Below are 16,388 nucleotides of genomic sequence, written 5' to 3'. Positions count from 1 at the left end.
GCCCTCTCAAGCAAAAACCCGCGCCGGTTTCCCGGCGCGGGCTTCACAACAAAATAAACTCTGCGAGTTGTGGCGCGCCGGTCAGCTTACGGCGGCTTCGAACTCGTTTTCCGTGCCGGATTCCTTGAGGTACTCCAGCGCCGTCTTGGCGGCCGCGACGAGCGCGCCGAAAGCGGCCGTCTCATGGATCGCCATGTCAGACAGGACCTTGCGGTCGACTTCGATGCCAGCCTTGTTCAGACCGTCGATGAAACGGCCATAGGTCAGCCCGTGCTCGCGCACGGCGGCATTGATGCGCTGAATCCACAGCGAACGGAAATTGCGCTTGTTGGCCTTGCGGTCGCGGTAGGCGTACTGCTTGGAACGGTCCACCGCTGCCTTGGCGGCGCGGATCGTGTTCTTGCGACGGCCGTAAAAACCCTTGGCGGCCTTCAGGACCTTCTTGTGCTTGGCGTGGCCGGTGGTGCCTCTTTTCACGCGCATGTCATGATCTCCTTATATCGTTCCAACCGGCTCAGATGCCGCCGCCGTTAGGCAGGTAGTTCTTGATGACCTTCTTGCCATCGGCGTCGGCCAGCACCATGGTGCCGCGCGCGTCGCGAATGAACTTGTTGGTACGCTTGATCATGCCGTGGCGCTTGCCTGCGGCAGCCGCCATGACCTTGCCCGTCGCGGTGATCTTGAACCGCTTCTTGGCAGACGACTTCGTCTTCATCTTGGGCATTTTGCTACTCCATTCTTTTGGTTCGGGACGGTTGACGAGACGCGTCCCCAGCGTAAAGAACGGCCACGGCATGCCCTGCCGGACCGTTCAGACGGTGCGTCTTGTAACCGAAGCGCTCTACAAGCGCAACCGGAATCCTGCGTCACGCAGGCGACGGCAAGAAAAAGCCGCCCGAAAAAGGGCGGCTTCGCGCAGGGCGCTTTCACGCCGCGCATAAAAGCTCATTTCGGTGCAAGCACCATCATCATCTGACGGCCCTCGAGCTTCGGCTCGGACTCGACCTTGGCGATGGTATGGGTATCTTCCTTCACCTGCATCAGCAGTTTCATGCCGATTTCCTGGTGGGCCATTTCGCGGCCGCGAAAACGCAATGTCACCTTGACCTTGTCGCCCTCGGCGAAGAAGCGGTTCATCGCCCTCATCTTCACCTCATAGTCATGGGTGTCGATGTTGGGACGCATCTTGACTTCCTTGAGTTCGACGACCTTCTGCTTCTTGCGCGCTTCGGCCGCCTTCTTCTGGTTGGCGTATTTCAGCTTGCCGAGGTCGAGGATCTTGCAGACTGGCGGTTCGGCGTTCGGCACGATCTCCACGAGATCGAGGCCGGCTTCTTCGGCCATCTGGAGCGCCTGATCGGTGGAAACGGTGCCGTGATTCGTGCCCTCGGCATCGATAAGCTGGACCCGGGGAATCCGGATCTCCTTGTTGGAACGCGGGCCGTCCTTGACGGGGCCTTCCGCTTTGAAGGGTCTGCGAATGGTCGTGTTCTCCTCGAACTGTTTCAATTAAAGGTCTGAATAGGCGCGCTGCCCGGGTCGCCACCCCGCCCCGCAGGCGGTCGGCGGCCTATGGAACGAGCACGCGCGGGAAGTCAATAGCATGGCGCGCGGAAAAAATCACCACCTGTCCTTGCGGAAACGAATCTGGTCTAGCTGGAGCGCGATCATCTGCGCGCAAGCCCTTGCGCATCGGCACAGACGGAGGAAAAGCGGCATGACGGCACCTGCAACGGACAAGACCAATCCCGAATTCCTGACGATGGAAGACGACGGGCGGAAAATCGCCATGCAGGTCGTTACGCCCAAAACGGACAATACGCTTGCCCATTTCATCTGGCTCGGCGGCTATCGCTCGGACATGAGCGGCACGAAGGCGGTGGAGATCGCCGGCCTTGCCGAACGGCTCGGCACAGGCTGCATACGCTTCGATTATTCCGGACACGGCGCGTCCGGCGGCGCTTTCGTCGACGGCACCATCTCACGCTGGCTGGAAGAAACACTGGCCGTCATCGACCATGCCCGCGAGACGATCGGCACCCGCCGCGCGATCCTCGTCGGCTCGTCCATGGGCGGATGGATCGCCCTGCGCGCGGCAAGCGAACTTTCCAGGCGTGGCGGCGTCGGGATCGCCGGCCTCGTGCTGATCGCGCCCGCACCGGACTTCACCTCCGAGCTGATCGAGCCGAAGCTCACCGAGGCGGAACGCCGCACGCTGATCGAAGACGGCCGGCTGGAGGAACCCACCCCCTATGGCCCCGATCCGAACATCTATACGCTGGGGCTGATCGAGGACGGCCGCAGGAACCGGGTCCTGACCGGGATCATCGAGACCGGCTGCCCCGTCCATATCCTCCAGGGGATGGCCGATCCGGACGTGCCCTATGCCCACGCCGTGCGGCTGATGGAGCATCTTGCCGGCGACGATGTCGTGATGACGATGATCCGGGATGGCGACCATCGGCTCGCGCGGCCGCAGGATATCGCGAAGATCCTCGAAGCGGCCGAGGCGCTGGCAAGAACCGGATGAGGCGATCCCGCCCGCCTCACGGCGCATTTTAACCATAATATCGCATATCCGAACTTGACGATTGACGGCACCGCCTCCCGAACCTTAACCTTTTGTTAACGATAGGGGACGGTTCATGGCGCAGATGTTCGGTGCGAAGGCGGGGATTGCGGCGATTTTCGCCCTGCTCGTTTCTTCTCCTTCCGCTTACACGGCACCGGCCGCCTCCGCGCAGTCCATGCGGGTCGGCGCGATCACCTCGCAACCCATCGGCCATTACGAATTCTGCGAAACCCACGCCGACGAATGCCGGGCCGGCGTGCGCAACAATACGCCGGCCCGGGTCACCGCCTATGGCTGGTCCGTCATCCGCGAGGTCAACGCCGAGGTCAACGGCACGATCACTCCGATGACCGACAGGGACCTCTACGGACAGGACGAATTCTGGTCCTATCCCGAAGAGGCGGGCGACTGCGAGGACTTCGTACTCCTGAAGCGCAAGATGCTGATCGAAAAAGGATTTTCCGTCGGTGACCTGCTCATCACGGTCGTGCGCAAGCCGGACGGCGAGGGCCATGCCGTTCTGACCGTGCGCACCACGGAAGGCGACTTCATCCTCGACAATCTCGACGACGCGGTGAAGCCCTGGACCGCGACGCCCTACCGCTACCTGAAGCGGCAGGCGAGCTTCCATGCGGGCCGCTGGGTTTCCATCGAGAACGGCGACGCCATGATGGTGTCGTCCGTCGGCAAGTAAGCGGCACGGCCTGGTCCATCCCCGCCGGGTAGAGCGAAGACCCGCAAAAGCAGACCCACGGGGAAAGATCCCGTGAGAATGCCGCCTCAGCCGTCGAAGAATTCCTTCATGCGGGCGAAGAAGCCCGACGATTCCGGATTATTGTCCTGGGAGGATATCTCCTCGAATTCCCGCAGGAGTTCACGCTGACGCTTGGTGAGCTTCTGCGGCGTTTCGATCTGGATCTGGATATAGAGGTCGCCGACCTGGCTGGACCGCAAGACGGGCATGCCCTTGCCCTTCAGCCGGAACTGGCGGCCGGCCTGGGTGCCTTCCGGCACGCTGACGCGCGACTTCGAACCGTCGAGCGTGCCGACATCGAAGGTGCCGCCGAGCGCCGCCGTCGTCATCGAGATCGGCACCGCGCAATAAAGATCCGCGCCGTCGCGCTGGAAGAATTCGTGCGGCTTCACCGACAGGAAGATATAAAGGTCGCCAGAAGGACCGCCGCGCAGGCCCGCCTCGCCCTCGCCGGAAAGCCGGATGCGCGTGCCGTCCTCGATGCCTTCCGGAATGTTGACGGAAAGCGAGCGCTCCTCGGTCGTGCGGCCCTGGCCGTGGCACTTGCCGCAGGGATCGCTGATCGTCTGGCCGCGGCCGTGACAGGTGGGGCAGGTGCGCTCGATCGAGAAGAAGCCCTGCGCCGCCCGCACGCGTCCGGAGCCCTGACAGGTGGCGCAGGTCTTGGGACTGGTGCCGGGCTTGGCGCCCGAACCGGTGCAGACATCGCAGGTGATCGACGTCGGGACGCGGATCTGCGCGGCCTTGCCGGAGTAGGCTTCCTCCAGCGAGATCTCCATATTGTACCGCAGGTCAGCGCCGCGCTCGCGGCCGCCGGCAGAGCGGCGCTGACGGCCGCCCCCCATCATTTCCCCGAAAATATCCTCGAAGATGTCCGAAAATCCGCCTGCGCCGAAACCGCCGGCGCCGCCACCCATGCCGCCCTGTTCGAAGGCCGCATGGCCGAAACGATCGTAAGCCGCGCGTTTCTGGGGGTCCTTCAGCGTTTCATAGGCCGCGTTGACGTCCTTGAACGTCTGCTCGGCCGATGCGTCGCCCGGATTCTTGTCGGGATGGTACTTCATCGCCATCTTGCGGAAGGCGCTCTTCAGTTCCTTCTCATCGGCGGTCCGGGAGACGCCGAGCGTCTCGTAAAAATCAGCTTTTGCCATTCGTTGGCGATCCTAACAAAGAGATATCGACACCCGTGTTCTTCGAGCCTCTTGCGCGCCGACACCGCGTCGCTTGTCAAAAGCCGCCGCCGCAGCCGATCCCTTCGACACGTTGTCCTGCTGCTCCGGCCGCCCGGCATCCGCCAAAAGCCGCCGCAATGTCACGGGATCGTCGTATATGCCGGAATCTGCGCCGTGACGCCTTACCAAAGTACCCGCCCGCGATAAATCGCGGACGGGCTCTCTACAGTTTCGGCAGGTCAGGCCGACCGCTTGCGATCGTCGTCGTCCTTGACTTCTTCATAGTCCGCGTCGACGACGTTATCGCCCGCCTCCGCGCCGCCCTCGGCGGTCTCGGCCGTCTCGGACTGCTGGGCTTCATAGATCGCCTGACCGAGCTTCATGGAGACTTCCATCAGCGTGTTGGTCTTCGCCTTGATGTCCTCCGCATCCGGTTCGGACGCCTCGACGGCCGACTTCAGGGCGGCGATCGCCTCCTCGATGGCCTTGCGGTCATCGGCGGAAACCTTGTCGCCATATTCGCCGAGCGATTTCTCCGTCGAATGGACCAGACTTTCGGCCTGGTTCTTCGCCTCGACGGTCTCGCGGCGCTGCTTGTCGGCTTCGGCATTGGCCTCGGCATCCTTGACCATCTGCTCGATGTCGGCATCGGACAGACCGCCGGACGCCTGGATGCGGATCTGGTGCTCCTTGCCGGTGCCCTTGTCCTTGGCCGAGACCTGCACGATGCCGTTGGCGTCGATGTCGAAGGTGACCTCGATCTGCGGCATGCCACGCGGGGCCGGCGGAATGCCGACGAGGTCGAACTGGCCAAGCAGCTTGTTGTCCGCGGCCATTTCACGCTCGCCCTGCGAAACGCGGATGGTCACGGCCGACTGGTTGTCCTCCGCGGTGGAGAAGGTCTGCGACTTCTTCGTCGGGATCGTCGTGTTGCGGTCGATCAGACGGGTGAAGACGCCACCCAGCGTTTCGATGCCGAGGGACAGCGGCGTCACGTCGAGCAGCAGAACGTCCTTGACGTCGCCCTGCAAGACGCCGGCCTGGATGGCGGCGCCCATGGCGACCACTTCATCCGGGTTGACGCCCTTGTGCGGCTCCTTGCCGAACAGCTGCTTGACGACCTCCTGCACCTTCGGCATGCGGCTCATGCCGCCGACGAGAACGACTTCGTCGATCTCGGCCGCCGAAACGCCGGCATCCTTGAGGGCCGCCTTGCATGGCGCGACGGTGCGCTGGACGAGATCGTCGACGAGGCTTTCGAACTTGGCGCGCGACAGCTTCATCGTCAGGTGCTTCGGACCGGAGGCGTCCGCCGTGATGAACGGCAGGTTGATCTCGGTCTGCTGCGCGGAAGACAATTCGATCTTCGCCTTCTCGGCGGCCTCCTTGAGGCGCTGAAGGGCCAGCTTGTCGTTCTTCAGGTCGATGCCCTGATCCTTCTTGAACTCGGCCGCGAGATATTCGACGAGACGCATGTCGAAGTCCTCGCCGCCGAGGAAGGTATCGCCGTTCGTGGACTTCACCTCGAAGACGCCGTCGCCGATCTCCAGAACCGAGATGTCGAAGGTGCCGCCGCCAAGGTCGTAGACGGCGATGGTCCGGCCGTCCTTCTTGTCGAGGCCATAGGCAAGGGCTGCCGCCGTCGGCTCGTTGATGATGCGCAGAACCTCAAGGCCGGCGATCTTGCCGGCGTCCTTGGTCGCCTGACGCTGGGCGTCGTTGAAATAGGCGGGAACCGTGATGACGGCCTTCTCGACCTTTTCGCCGAGATAGGATTCGGCGGTTTCCTTCATCTTCTGAAGGATCATCGCGGAAATCTGGGAGGGGGAATAGTCCTTGCCCTGCGCCTCGACCCAGGCGTCGCCGTTATCGCCCTTGACGATCTTGTAGGGAACGAGATGCTTGTCCTTCTCGACGAGCTTGTCGTCGTAGCGGCGGCCGATCAGGCGCTTGACGGCGAAAAGGGTATTCTCCGGATTGGTGACCGCCTGGCGCTTGGCCGGCTGGCCGGTCAACCGCTCGCCATCGTCGCTGAAGGCGACCATGGAGGGCGTCGTGCGGGCGCCTTCGGCGTTTTCAATGACTTTCGCATCCTTGCCGTCCATGACGGAGACGCAGGAATTGGTCGTTCCGAGGTCGATACCGATTACTTTAGCCATTCATTCTCTCCTTGAAGCGAACTGCCGGAACCCGTTCAGGCATTCGTTTGGCAGCACCTAGTCGTATGGTCCTTACGCGAAAGCGCAGTTCAAACCGCGCTCTTGCGGCGTATATAAGGAGCGGCCCGGACGACTGCAAGAGAGCGCGGCGGCGCAAAGCGCCTGAAATCAGCCCTCCGGCGGAACCGCCCTTCCGCTTCTCCGGCAATGTGGTTGCGCCTCCCCGTCCCGTCAAGCGGAGCCGGTGCGCCATTGCGGTGAAACGGATCCTCTAGCCGCCGACGAGAATATCGAGAAGTGTCGTGCGTTTCGCGCCCGACGATCCGCCGCCCACCTCTGCGGGCGGAACGGGGCCGTCGCCGATCGCCACCGTGGAACCCGGCTCCTGTCCGGCGACCGCATCGTCCAGCGGACGGTCACCGACGCCGAGCGCCCGGGAGACGAGATCGTAGAGCGGATCCCGGCCTTCCTCGCGCGGCGGATCCGGCGTCGGCGGGGCGGAGGGCACGGTTCCAAAAAGCGGAGAAGGCGCAAGGCCGGCATGGGCCGCCGTCATGAAGCTGCTCCAGGCCTTGGCGGGCAAGCCGCCGCCCGTCACCTTCCGCATCGACTTGCCGTCGTCGTTGCCGAACCAGACACCGGTCGTCAGATTGCTGGTGTAGCCGACGAAAAGGGCGTCGCGAAAGGATTGCGTCGTGCCGCTCTTGCCGGCCGCCTGCCAGCCGGGGATACGGGCATTCCGGCCGGTTCCCTCGGTGATGACGCGGGTCATCATCCCGTTCATCATGGCGACGATCTCCGGCGCCAGCACCCGGGGCGGATTGTCATAGGTGTTTTCATAAAGCACCCGGCCGCTTGCGGTCGAAACGCGGCGAATGATATGCGGCGTCGCCTTGTAGCCGCCGTTCATGAAGGGCGCATAGGCGGCGGTCAGTTCCACCAGCGTCACCTCCGACGTGCCGAGCGCGATGGAGGCATTGGCCTGAAGCTCCGATTCGATACCCAGCCGGCGGGAAAGCTTCACCACCTCCTCCGCACCGACCTCCATGACGAGCTGGGCGGCGATGGTGTTGAGCGAATGGGTGAGCGCGGAAGAAAGCGTGACCTCGCCGCGATATTTCTGGTCGTAGTTCTCGGGCGTCCATTTGCCGATCTTCACCGGCGCGTCATTACGCACCGAAAGCGGCGAACGGCCGGCCTCCAGCGCGGCGGCATAGACGAAAGGCTTGAAGGCCGAACCCGGCTGGCGCTTGGCCCGGGAGGCGCGGTCGAACTGGCTTGCGGCATAGTCGCGGCCGCCGACCAGCGCGCGGATCGCACCCGTCCCGTCGATCGACACGAGCGCGGCCTGCGACACATCGAGTTTCGCACCGTCCGCATCGAGGATGGCGACGAGCGATTCCTCGGCCTTCCTTTCCAGGTCGAGATCGAGGGTGGTGTCGATCACCAGATCCTCGGTGACGTCGCCGATCATGCCGGAAAGCTGGGCCATCACCATGTCGGCGGCATAGTGCTCGGCGCCCGACCAATAGCTACGCGCGCGGGCCGGCGTCTGCGACATCGCGGTCTTGATCTCGCTGTCGGTGACGAAACCCTCTTCGCGCATGGCCGCAAGAACCACCTGCGCGCGCGCTTCCGCCGCCTCCGGATTGCGCGCCGGCGACAAGCGCGAAGGCGCTTTCAGCAGGCCCGCGAGCGTCGCCGCCTCACCGAGGTTCACGTCGCGCGCCGACTTGCCGAAATAGCGCCGCGACGCTGCCTCGACGCCGTAGGAATTGGAACCGAAGAACACGCGGTTCAGATACATCGCGAGGATCTGGTCCTTGGAATACTTATGTTCCAGCCAGAAGGCGAGCAGCACTTCCTGCACCTTGCGCTCCAGGGTGCGCTCGGGCGACAGGAACAGGTTCTTGGCGAGCTGCTGCGTCAGCGTCGAGCCGCCCTGCACCATCCGGCCGGACGTGACATTGGCAAGCATGGCGCGGGCAAGGCCCAGCGGGTCGACGCCGAAATGGGAGTAGAAGCGCCGGTCCTCGATGGCGATGACGGCCTGCGGAATATAGGGCGACATGGTTTCCAGCGAGAGCGCCTCGCCGCCCGTCGTCCCGCGATTGGCGATGGCGGTGCCGTCCACCGCGAGAATCTTCACATTCGGTGGGCGATCGGGAATCGACCAGCTCGTGGCGCTCGGCATGCGCGCGCCATAATAGAGGAAAAGGCCGCCAAGGCCCATCGCGCCCCACAGGCCGAGCACCAGGCACCAATAGACGAGGCGGCGCAGAAGACGCGGAAAACCGCCCGCAGAACCGCGGCGACCACGCGATGATGCCGGATCGCGGCGGCCACGCCTGCCGCCGGCGGCTTTCGCCTTGCGCTTGCCCGGTCCGCCGACGACACGCTCGTCCGCATCGAGATGGAAATCGTCATCGTCGCGAGGCGCGGCGCTCTCGAACGAAGGTTCGATACGCCCGGATTTACGGTTGCCTGCCATGCGCGGTGGATATGCCCTCGTCGTTGTCGCCGTCGTCTGAACCTTAATTACGGCGATTTAAGGGGGCGTTAAGCAGGAGGAAGATGCGGGAGAAGCCTGGAGGGCCGGAGCGAACACGATGGGCCCGATGCTTTTCGGGCGGCCCCGGGCCGCCCGAAAATCTTCGTTCTCAGAAATAGGGCGAATAGCACTGCTGGCGCGGCCCGTTATAAGGCTGGAACGTATTGTCGTAGGCCCGGTAGGACCGGTAGCGCGCATAGCACCAGTCGGTGTGACGCGGATTGATGCCGGCGTTGCGGGGAGGCCGTGCATAGCCGTCGTTGGCGATGGCCCCACCGATGATCGCGCCCGCTCCGAAGGCGGCCAGCGGATACCACCAGCCGTCCGAATGACGGCGATAGCCGGGACGATGGTGACGGTAACCGCGATGGCCGCGGTGCCAGCCCCGGCGATCGCGGCGGTACTGGGCCTGCTCGACGTCCGTCGACTGCGAAACCCCGATCTTCGGCAGCGGCACGGCCGTCGCCTGCACCGGAACGAAGGTCGTTGCGAACATCGCGGCGGCAAGTGCCGCGGCAATACCGCCCTTGATCATGTTCTTCATATCGATCTCCTGGTTTTCACCTACTGCAAGCAATCAAGACGGGTGACAGAATGGAATATCTCGGCTGAACGACAGATGAACCGGAATGATCGCATTCTGCCTATTCATCACCCGATTTCAAGCGCGCCAGGAAGTTCGCCCGTTCGAACACGAGAATCACGAAAAGCGCGATCACGAAGGGAACGATCAGGTAGAAGAGCCGGAAGACGGCAAGCGCCGCCAGCACGTCCGCCGGATCCATCTCCGGCAGGCCGGCGATGAACACCAGTTCCAGAACGCCGATCCCGCCCGGGGCATGGGAAAGCAGGGCGACGGAAAAGGAGGCGAGAAAAATGCCCAGCACGACGAAGTAGCCGGGATTGCCTTCGGCCGGAAGCACGAAATAGATGATCGCCGCCGCGCCGAGCAGTTCGACCGGGGCGATGGCGAGTTGGCGGAAAACCAGCGAGGGCTTCGGATATTCCAGCTTGAACCAGCGGGTGCGAAGCGGCCGGAAGCCGACGAGGCTGCCGACGACATAGAGCCCGACCAGCGCGAGGATCAGCCAGCCGGTAGAAAATGCGGCTTCGATCGGCAGGAAATCGGCGAAACGCTCGATGATCTCGGGTTCCAGAACCAGCACGAGCCCGAACATCATCACCGTTCCGAGAAAGAAGGTGAAGGAGCAGAAGGCGACCAGAAGGCCCACCTCCGACCCCGAAAGTCCCTTCGACGTATAGGCACGGTAGCGCACGAGCGCGCCGGAGAAGACCGAGGCGCCGATATTGTGCGAAAGCGCATAGGTGGTGAAGGAGGTGACGGTGATGAACCACAGCGAGACCCGGTGGCCGATATGCTCCAGCGCCAGATGGTCGTAGCCGGCGAGCGCCGCATAGGCGACAAACGTCGCGCCCATCGCCAGCAACCACCCCGAATAGGGGATGGCCTGAAGGCTCGCCAGGAATTCGTCGAGCGACAGGCCGCGAAGGTCCTTGTAGAGAATATAGATCGAAACGATGATTGCGATGGTACTGACGAGCGGCCAGAAGAATTTTCCGATCCGCTTCATGCCGTCGCTCCCTTCACGGGAGGCCGCCGGCGCTGCGCCTGCGGCTTGATCCATCCTGAAAATGCCATCGCCTTCCTTTCCGGCCGAACGCCGAACGCCCTCCGCCTTTCGGTCTTTCCGGTTGCTTCAACGGTTTTCGAGCGCCGCCAGGATGCGGATCCAGGACCGGATTCCCTTTTCGAAGGAGCGCAGTTCGTATTTCTCGTTCGGGGAGTGGATCCGGTCGTCGGAAAGCGCGAAGCCGACAAGCAGCGATTCCATGCCGAGCATCTTCTGGAAATCACCGACGATCGGGATCGAGCCGCCCATACCGATGACGAGGGCGGGCTTCGGCCATTCCGCGGAGAGCGCGGCCTTCGCCTTGTTGAGAAGCGGCGAATCGTAGGGAAGCTGGATGGCCGGCGAGCCACCGTGGGCATGAAAGGTCACGGAGCAGTCGGCCGGCAGGCGCGAGCGCACATAGGCGCGAAAACTGTCGCGGATCCGCGCCGGGTCCTGCTTGCCGACGAGGCGGAAGGAGATCTTCGCGGATGCTTCCGCGGCGATCACCGTCTTGAAGCCTTCGCCCGTATAGCCGCCGGTGATGCCGTTCACTTCGGCGGTCGGGCGCGCCCAGGTCAGTTCCGGCACCGAGCGATCCTTCTCGCCGGCGGGAATGGAAAGGCCGATCTCGCCGAGAAAGCTCTCCGCCGTGCAGCCGAGCGCCTCCCAGTCGGCAAGGATGGCGGCCGGGGTCTCCTCGACCCCCTCGTAGAAGCCGTCGAGCGTGACGCGGCCATCCGCATCGTGCAGGCCGGCGAGCACATCGGCCAGGATATGAACCGGATTGGCCGCGACACCGCCGAAATAACCGGAATGGAGGTCGCGATCGGCCGCCCGCACGACGATTTCCTCGCCGACGAGGCCGCGCAGGCCGGCGGCGATGGCCGGCGTATCGGCATCCCACATGCTGGTGTCGCAGACGAGCGCGAAATCCGCCGTCAGTTCGGACGCGTTCGCCTCCAGGAAAGGTTTCAGCGAGGGCGAACCGGACTCCTCCTCGCCCTCGAACAGGATCGTCACGCGGCAGGGCAGCGACCCCGTCGTTTCCTTGTAGGAACGGCAAGCCTCGACGAAGGTCATCAACTGGCCCTTGTCGTCGGAGGTGCCGCGGCCGGTGATGATGCGGCGGCCTCCCGGCATGTCGCGCACGGCGGGCTCGAAGGGATCGTGGTCCCACTGATCGAGCGGATCGACCGGCTGGACATCGTAATGCCCGTAGAAAAGCACATGCGGCGCATCCGGCCGGCCCGCTTCATGATGGGCGACGACCATCGGGTGGCCGGCCGTGTCGCGCACCGTCGCGTCGAAGCCGAGCGAGCGCAGTTCCGTCACCAACCATTCCGCGGCGCGCCGGCATTCCGCCTTATAGGCCGGATCGGTGGAGATGGACCTGATGCGCACGAGTTCGAACAGGCGCTCGAGGCTCGCCGAAACGTTCGCGCTGGCGCGATCAAGCACGGGCAGAAGGTTGGTCATGATCGAATCCCTTGATGACAAGCGAACATTAGACCGATCGCGCAGGGCAGGGCAAACCCGATGTCGCACATGGAGCATCACGATCTGCGGCGGCGGCCGAGATTGGCGAGCGTCATGCGCATATATTCGAGGAGAAGGGCGCGCTCGAACTGGCGAAAGCCCTGGAACAGGGCGTCTTCCGTCGCCTGAGCCGCCGTCACGGCCGTTTCCCGCAGATTGCGGCCGCGCGCCGTGAGGAAGATCAGTTGCGCCCGCCTGTCCGTCGGATGCCGGCGGCGCGACACCAGCCCGTCCCGCTCCATGCGGGCCAGCGTGCTGGCCATCGTCGCCTGTTCGATATCGAGGCGGTCGACAAGCTCGCGCTGGGTCACCCCGTCGCCGTTCCACAGTTCGAGCAGGACGGGAAACTGGCCGGGCGCAAGACCGGCGTCCCCGGCATGCTCCTGCAAGGCGCGAGAAGCCTCCTTCGCCAACAGGCTGGCGAGATAGGCTGCCGACTCCCTCCGGTCAAAATCCATGGGGCAAGGCTATGCCTGTTTCCGGGGGAAGACAAGAACGCAGGCGCTTCGGGGGCCGGAACGCGAGGGATGCGAGCGGACGGACGGGAAGAATGACAGCCAGCGACCCGCGCAATTGAAGACGCCGCCGGCGACGGGAGGCGCGTCGCGGCGGCGTCTTCGAATAATGGACAAAGGCCCGGAGAGGGGGGATAAGGCCTTTGTCCTCGTCTGGCGCGGCGGGGGACGGGCCGGAATGCCAGACAACGGCTTTTAATCTGCCGATGGTTGTTATTTGTGGCCGGGAATGTGGCTTTTCAAGGGATTCCGGTCCGCGTGAAAATTACAAATCGGTAACGTTGGCGTGACCCTTCGGCGAGCCGAAATACGAATGAAAGATGGACGCCGCCAGCCGCCCGCGCTATCCATTTCCGCATGAAAAACGGTGATCATCTCTTCCTCGTCGACGGCTCGGGCTTCATCTTCCGCGCCTTCCACGCCATTCCCCCGCTCAACCGCAAATCGGACGGACTGCCCGTCAATGCCGTGTCGGGTTTCTGCAATATGCTGTGGAAGCTCCTGAAGGATGCCCGCAACACCGATCTCGGGGTGGCGCCGACCCATTTCGCCGTCATCTTCGACTATTCCTCGAAGACCTTCCGCAACGATCTCTACGACCAGTACAAGGCGAACCGCACCGCGCCGCCGGAAGACCTGATTCCGCAGTTCGGCCTCATCCGCCACGCTACGCGGGCGTTCAACCTGCCCTGCATCGAGAAGGAGGGTTATGAGGCCGACGACCTGATCGCCACCTATTCGCGGCTTGCCGAGGCGGCAGGCGCGGATGTCACCATCATCTCCTCCGACAAGGATCTGATGCAGCTCGTCACCGACAAGGTGTCGATGTACGACGGCATGAAGGACAAGCAGATCTCCGTTCCCGAGGTGATCGAGAAATGGGGCGTGCCGCCTGAAAAGATGATCGATCTACAGGCGCTGACCGGTGATTCGACCGACAATATTCCCGGCGTTCCCGGCATCGGCCCCAAGACGGCCGCCCAGCTTCTCGCCGAATATGGCGATCTCGACACGCTGCTGGCCCGCGCCGAAGAGATCAAGCAGGTCAAGCGGCGCGAAAACATCATCGCAAACCGCGAACTGGTTTTATTGTCGCGACGGCTTGTGACGCTGGAGACGGAGACACCCCTCGACGTGCCGCTCGACGCGCTGATCCTGCATCCGCAGGACGGCGCAAAGCTGATTGCCTTCCTGAAAACCATGGAGTTCAACACGCTGACCCGGCGGGTGGCGGAGGCCTGCGACTGCGATGCCAGCGCCATCGATCCGGCCGACGTCCCGGTCGAATGGGGCGCGCAGGCGCGCGGGCCGGATCTCGACAGGAAAGACGCCGGCGGAAAGACGCCCGCAGTCGCGCCGGACACGGACCTGCCGGACGAGGCCACGCCCGGCGCGCTGGCGAAGGCGCGGGCCGCGCGCTTCGCAGCGCTTCCGATCGATCGGTCGGCCTATGTGACGATCCGCGATCTGGAAACGCTCGACCGATGGATCGCCGACGCGCACGAGGCCGGCATCGTCGGCTTCGACACGGAGACGACATCGATCGACCCCATGCAGGCGGAACTGTGCGGCCTGTCGCTGGCGATCGCCGACAACAGCCTTGATCCTTCCGGCGCGACGATCCGCGCGGCCTATGTGCCGCTCGGTCACAAGACCGGGCACGGCGACCTGCTCGGCGGCGGGCTGGTCGAAGGACAGATCCCGATGCGCGCGGCGCTCGATCGGCTGAAGGGGCTGCTTGAGGATCCCTCGGTCCTCAAGGTCGCCCAGAATCTCAAATACGACTATCTCGTGATGCGCCGCCACGGTATCGAGCTTGAGAGCTTCGACGACACGATGCTCCTCTCCTATGCACTCGACGCGGGCACGACCACGCACGGCATGGACGCGCTTTCGGAGCGCTGGCTGGGGCACAAGCCGATCCCCTACAAGGAAGTGGCCGGCTCCGGCAGGAACGCGCAGACCTTCGACATGGTCGATCTGGAACGGGCGACCACCTATGCGGCCGAGGACGCCGACGTGACGCTGAGGCTCTGGCACGTGCTGAAGCCGCGCCTTGCCGGCGAACGCCTGACGGCCGTCTACGAGCGGCTGGAGCGCCCGCTGGCTCCCGTCCTCGCCCGCATGGAGGAGCGTGGCATCACCATCGACCGGCAGGTGCTCTCGCGCCTTTCCGGCGAGCTGGCGCAGCGCGCCGCAGCCCTTGAGGAAGAGATCTACGAGCTTGCCGGCGAGCGCTTCAATATCGGCTCGCCAAAGCAGCTCGGCGACATCCTGTTTGGAAAAATGGGGTTGCCCGGCGCTTCGAAGACGCGGACCGGCCAGTGGTCGACCTCGGCGCAGGTGCTGGAGGACCTTGCCGCGCAGGGCATTCCGCTGCCACGCCGGATCGTCGACTGGCGGCAGCTCACCAAGCTGAAATCCACCTATACCGACGCGCTGCCGGGCTTCGTCCATCCCGACACGAAACGGGTGCACACGTCCTATGCGCTGGCGGCGACGACGACCGGACGGCTTTCCTCCTCCGATCCCAACCTCCAGAACATTCCCGTGCGCACGGCCGAGGGCCGCAAGATCCGAACCGCCTTCATCGCCGCGCCCGGCCACAAGCTGATCTCGGCCGACTACAGCCAGATCGAGCTTCGCGTGCTCGCCCATGTCGCCGAGATCCCCCAGCTGCGCCAGGCGTTTGCCGACGGTATCGACATTCACGCCATGACGGCCTCGGAAATGTTCGGCGTGCCGGTCGAAGGCATGCCCGCGGAAATCCGCCGGCGCGCCAAGGCGATCAACTTCGGCATCATCTACGGCATCTCCGCCTTCGGCCTCGCCAACCAGCTCTCCATCGAGCGCTCGGAAGCCGCCGAATACATCAAGAAATATTTCGAGCGCTTCCCCGGCATCCGGGACTATATGGACAAGACCAAGGCCTTCGCCCGCGAACACGGCTATGTCGAGACGATCTTCGGCCGCCGGGCCCATTATCCGGATATCGCCTCCTCGAATCCGTCCATGCGCGCCTTCAACGAGCGCGCGGCGATCAACGCCCCGATCCAGGGATCGGCCGCCGACATCATCCGCCGCGCGATGATCCGGATGGAACCGGCGCTGCAACAGGCCGGGCTTGGCGCACGCATGCTGTTGCAGGTGCACGACGAACTGATCTTCGAGGTCGAGGACGGCGAGGTGGATCAAACCGTGCCGGTCGTCGTCGAGGTGATGGAGAACGCCTCGATGCCGGCGCTTTCCATGAAGGTGCCGCTGAAGGTCGACGCCCGCGCCGCGCACAATTGGGACGAGGCGCATTGAGCGGCGCGCGGCGCGCCACGCGTCCCCCTCTCCCCAAGGGGCTTGCGCTTGCAAACTCTTAATCCTGTTTTGCACGGAGAGGCGACGGCAATCCCGTCTTAACATGGTCTTAAGACCGTATCGTCTCTGATCGGCCGGAAGGACGGGCGACCTGCTCGCCCGCCGGCCCGCCCCATCGACGCACTT

13 protein-coding genes are annotated in these 16,388 nt (G+C 64.0%); 3 read left to right on the top strand and 10 right to left on the bottom strand.

Annotation, left to right across the window (positions count from 1 at the left end; translation table 11 throughout):
• Positions 1-81: 81 nt before the first annotated feature.
• From rplT to infC, 3 genes are all read right to left on the bottom strand, one after another.
• The gene (gene rplT / locus KYK29_RS17030) at positions 82-483 is read right to left on the bottom strand and encodes a 50S ribosomal protein L20 (RefSeq protein ID WP_254692096.1); all 402 of its coding nucleotides are present in this window, start codon (positions 481-483) and stop codon (positions 82-84) included.
• A gap of 31 nt (positions 484-514) precedes the next feature.
• Positions 515-724 carry a 50S ribosomal protein L35 gene (gene rpmI / locus KYK29_RS17025; protein ID WP_254692095.1) on the bottom strand — a complete coding sequence of 70 codons (210 nt, stop codon included), beginning with the start codon at positions 722-724 and terminating at the stop codon, positions 515-517.
• 221 nt (positions 725-945) lie between these two features.
• Positions 946-1,482, bottom strand: a complete 537-nt coding sequence (gene infC / locus KYK29_RS17020) for a translation initiation factor IF-3 (protein WP_254692190.1) — start codon at positions 1,480-1,482, stop codon at positions 946-948.
• Between the two features lie 235 nt (positions 1,483-1,717).
• On the opposite strand from infC, the gene KYK29_RS17015 reads away from it, so the two are divergent.
• Both KYK29_RS17015 and KYK29_RS17010 read left to right on the top strand, forming a co-directional pair.
• A complete protein-coding gene (locus KYK29_RS17015; RefSeq protein WP_254692094.1) occupies positions 1,718-2,530 on the top strand; it encodes an alpha/beta hydrolase in 813 nt (270 codons plus the stop codon).
• Positions 2,531-2,645: 115 nt separating this feature from the next.
• Positions 2,646-3,266, top strand: a complete 621-nt coding sequence (locus KYK29_RS17010; RefSeq protein ID WP_254692093.1) for a transglutaminase-like cysteine peptidase — start codon at positions 2,646-2,648, stop codon at positions 3,264-3,266.
• An 86-nt stretch (positions 3,267-3,352) separates the two neighbouring features.
• Here the strand turns inward: KYK29_RS17010 and dnaJ are convergent, their stop codons facing one another.
• From dnaJ to KYK29_RS16975, 7 genes are all read right to left on the bottom strand, one after another.
• Complete coding sequence (gene dnaJ, locus KYK29_RS17005) at positions 3,353-4,477, bottom strand: molecular chaperone DnaJ (protein ID WP_254692092.1); 1,125 nt, start codon at positions 4,475-4,477, stop codon at positions 3,353-3,355.
• 260 nt (positions 4,478-4,737) lie between these two features.
• The gene (gene dnaK, locus KYK29_RS17000) at positions 4,738-6,657 is read right to left on the bottom strand and encodes a molecular chaperone DnaK (protein WP_254692091.1); all 1,920 of its coding nucleotides are present in this window, start codon (positions 6,655-6,657) and stop codon (positions 4,738-4,740) included.
• A 271-nt stretch (positions 6,658-6,928) separates the two neighbouring features.
• Positions 6,929-9,148, bottom strand: coding sequence for a transglycosylase domain-containing protein (locus KYK29_RS16995; protein WP_254692090.1), 2,220 nt, complete (start codon positions 9,146-9,148; stop codon positions 6,929-6,931).
• Positions 9,149-9,317: 169 nt separating this feature from the next.
• Positions 9,318-9,752, bottom strand: a complete 435-nt coding sequence (locus tag KYK29_RS16990; protein ID WP_437437269.1) for a BA14K family protein — start codon at positions 9,750-9,752, stop codon at positions 9,318-9,320.
• Between the two features lie 100 nt (positions 9,753-9,852).
• Positions 9,853-10,800 carry a lysylphosphatidylglycerol synthase transmembrane domain-containing protein gene (locus KYK29_RS16985; RefSeq protein WP_254692089.1) on the bottom strand — a complete coding sequence of 316 codons (948 nt, stop codon included), beginning with the start codon at positions 10,798-10,800 and terminating at the stop codon, positions 9,853-9,855.
• A 126-nt stretch (positions 10,801-10,926) separates the two neighbouring features.
• A complete protein-coding gene (locus tag KYK29_RS16980) occupies positions 10,927-12,318 on the bottom strand; it encodes a M20/M25/M40 family metallo-hydrolase (protein ID WP_302795596.1) in 1,392 nt (463 codons plus the stop codon).
• Positions 12,319-12,395: 77 nt separating this feature from the next.
• On the bottom strand, positions 12,396-12,836 hold the full coding sequence (locus tag KYK29_RS16975) for a MarR family winged helix-turn-helix transcriptional regulator (RefSeq protein WP_254692088.1): 441 nt from the start codon (positions 12,834-12,836) through the stop codon (positions 12,396-12,398).
• A 414-nt stretch (positions 12,837-13,250) separates the two neighbouring features.
• Between KYK29_RS16975 and polA the strand changes: the two genes are divergently transcribed.
• The gene (gene polA / locus KYK29_RS16970) at positions 13,251-16,202 is read left to right on the top strand and encodes a DNA polymerase I (RefSeq protein WP_254692087.1); all 2,952 of its coding nucleotides are present in this window, start codon (positions 13,251-13,253) and stop codon (positions 16,200-16,202) included.
• Positions 16,203-16,388 lie beyond the last annotated feature (186 nt).

Origin of the sequence: Shinella daejeonensis, assembly GCF_024281235.1 — a bacterium.
GTDB classification, from domain to species: Bacteria; Pseudomonadota; Alphaproteobacteria; order Rhizobiales; family Rhizobiaceae; genus Shinella; species Shinella daejeonensis.
This window is presented reverse-complemented; position numbering and strand designations above follow the sequence as displayed.

Excerpts from the sequence above, each read along its gene's own strand:
- polA (WP_254692087.1), top strand. The coding sequence starts at position 13,251 with ATGAAAAACGGTGATCATCTCTTCCTCGTCGACGGCTCGGGCTTCATC.
- KYK29_RS16995 (WP_254692090.1), bottom strand. The coding sequence starts at position 9,148 with ATGGCAGGCAACCGTAAATCCGGGCGTATCGAACCTTCGTTCGAGAGC.
- KYK29_RS16985 (WP_254692089.1), bottom strand. The coding sequence starts at position 10,800 with ATGAAGCGGATCGGAAAATTCTTCTGGCCGCTCGTCAGTACCATCGCA.
- rplT (WP_254692096.1), bottom strand. The coding sequence starts at position 483 with ATGCGCGTGAAAAGAGGCACCACCGGCCACGCCAAGCACAAGAAGGTC.
- rpmI (WP_254692095.1), bottom strand. The coding sequence starts at position 724 with ATGCCCAAGATGAAGACGAAGTCGTCTGCCAAGAAGCGGTTCAAGATC.
- dnaJ (WP_254692092.1), bottom strand. The coding sequence starts at position 4,477 with ATGGCAAAAGCTGATTTTTACGAGACGCTCGGCGTCTCCCGGACCGCC.
- KYK29_RS16980 (WP_302795596.1), bottom strand. The coding sequence starts at position 12,318 with ATGACCAACCTTCTGCCCGTGCTTGATCGCGCCAGCGCGAACGTTTCG.
- KYK29_RS16990 (WP_437437269.1), bottom strand. The coding sequence starts at position 9,752 with ATGAAGAACATGATCAAGGGCGGTATTGCCGCGGCACTTGCCGCCGCG.
- dnaK (WP_254692091.1), bottom strand. The coding sequence starts at position 6,657 with ATGGCTAAAGTAATCGGTATCGACCTCGGAACGACCAATTCCTGCGTC.
- KYK29_RS17015 (WP_254692094.1), top strand. The coding sequence starts at position 1,718 with ATGACGGCACCTGCAACGGACAAGACCAATCCCGAATTCCTGACGATG.
- KYK29_RS17010 (WP_254692093.1), top strand. The coding sequence starts at position 2,646 with ATGGCGCAGATGTTCGGTGCGAAGGCGGGGATTGCGGCGATTTTCGCC.
- KYK29_RS16975 (WP_254692088.1), bottom strand. The coding sequence starts at position 12,836 with ATGGATTTTGACCGGAGGGAGTCGGCAGCCTATCTCGCCAGCCTGTTG.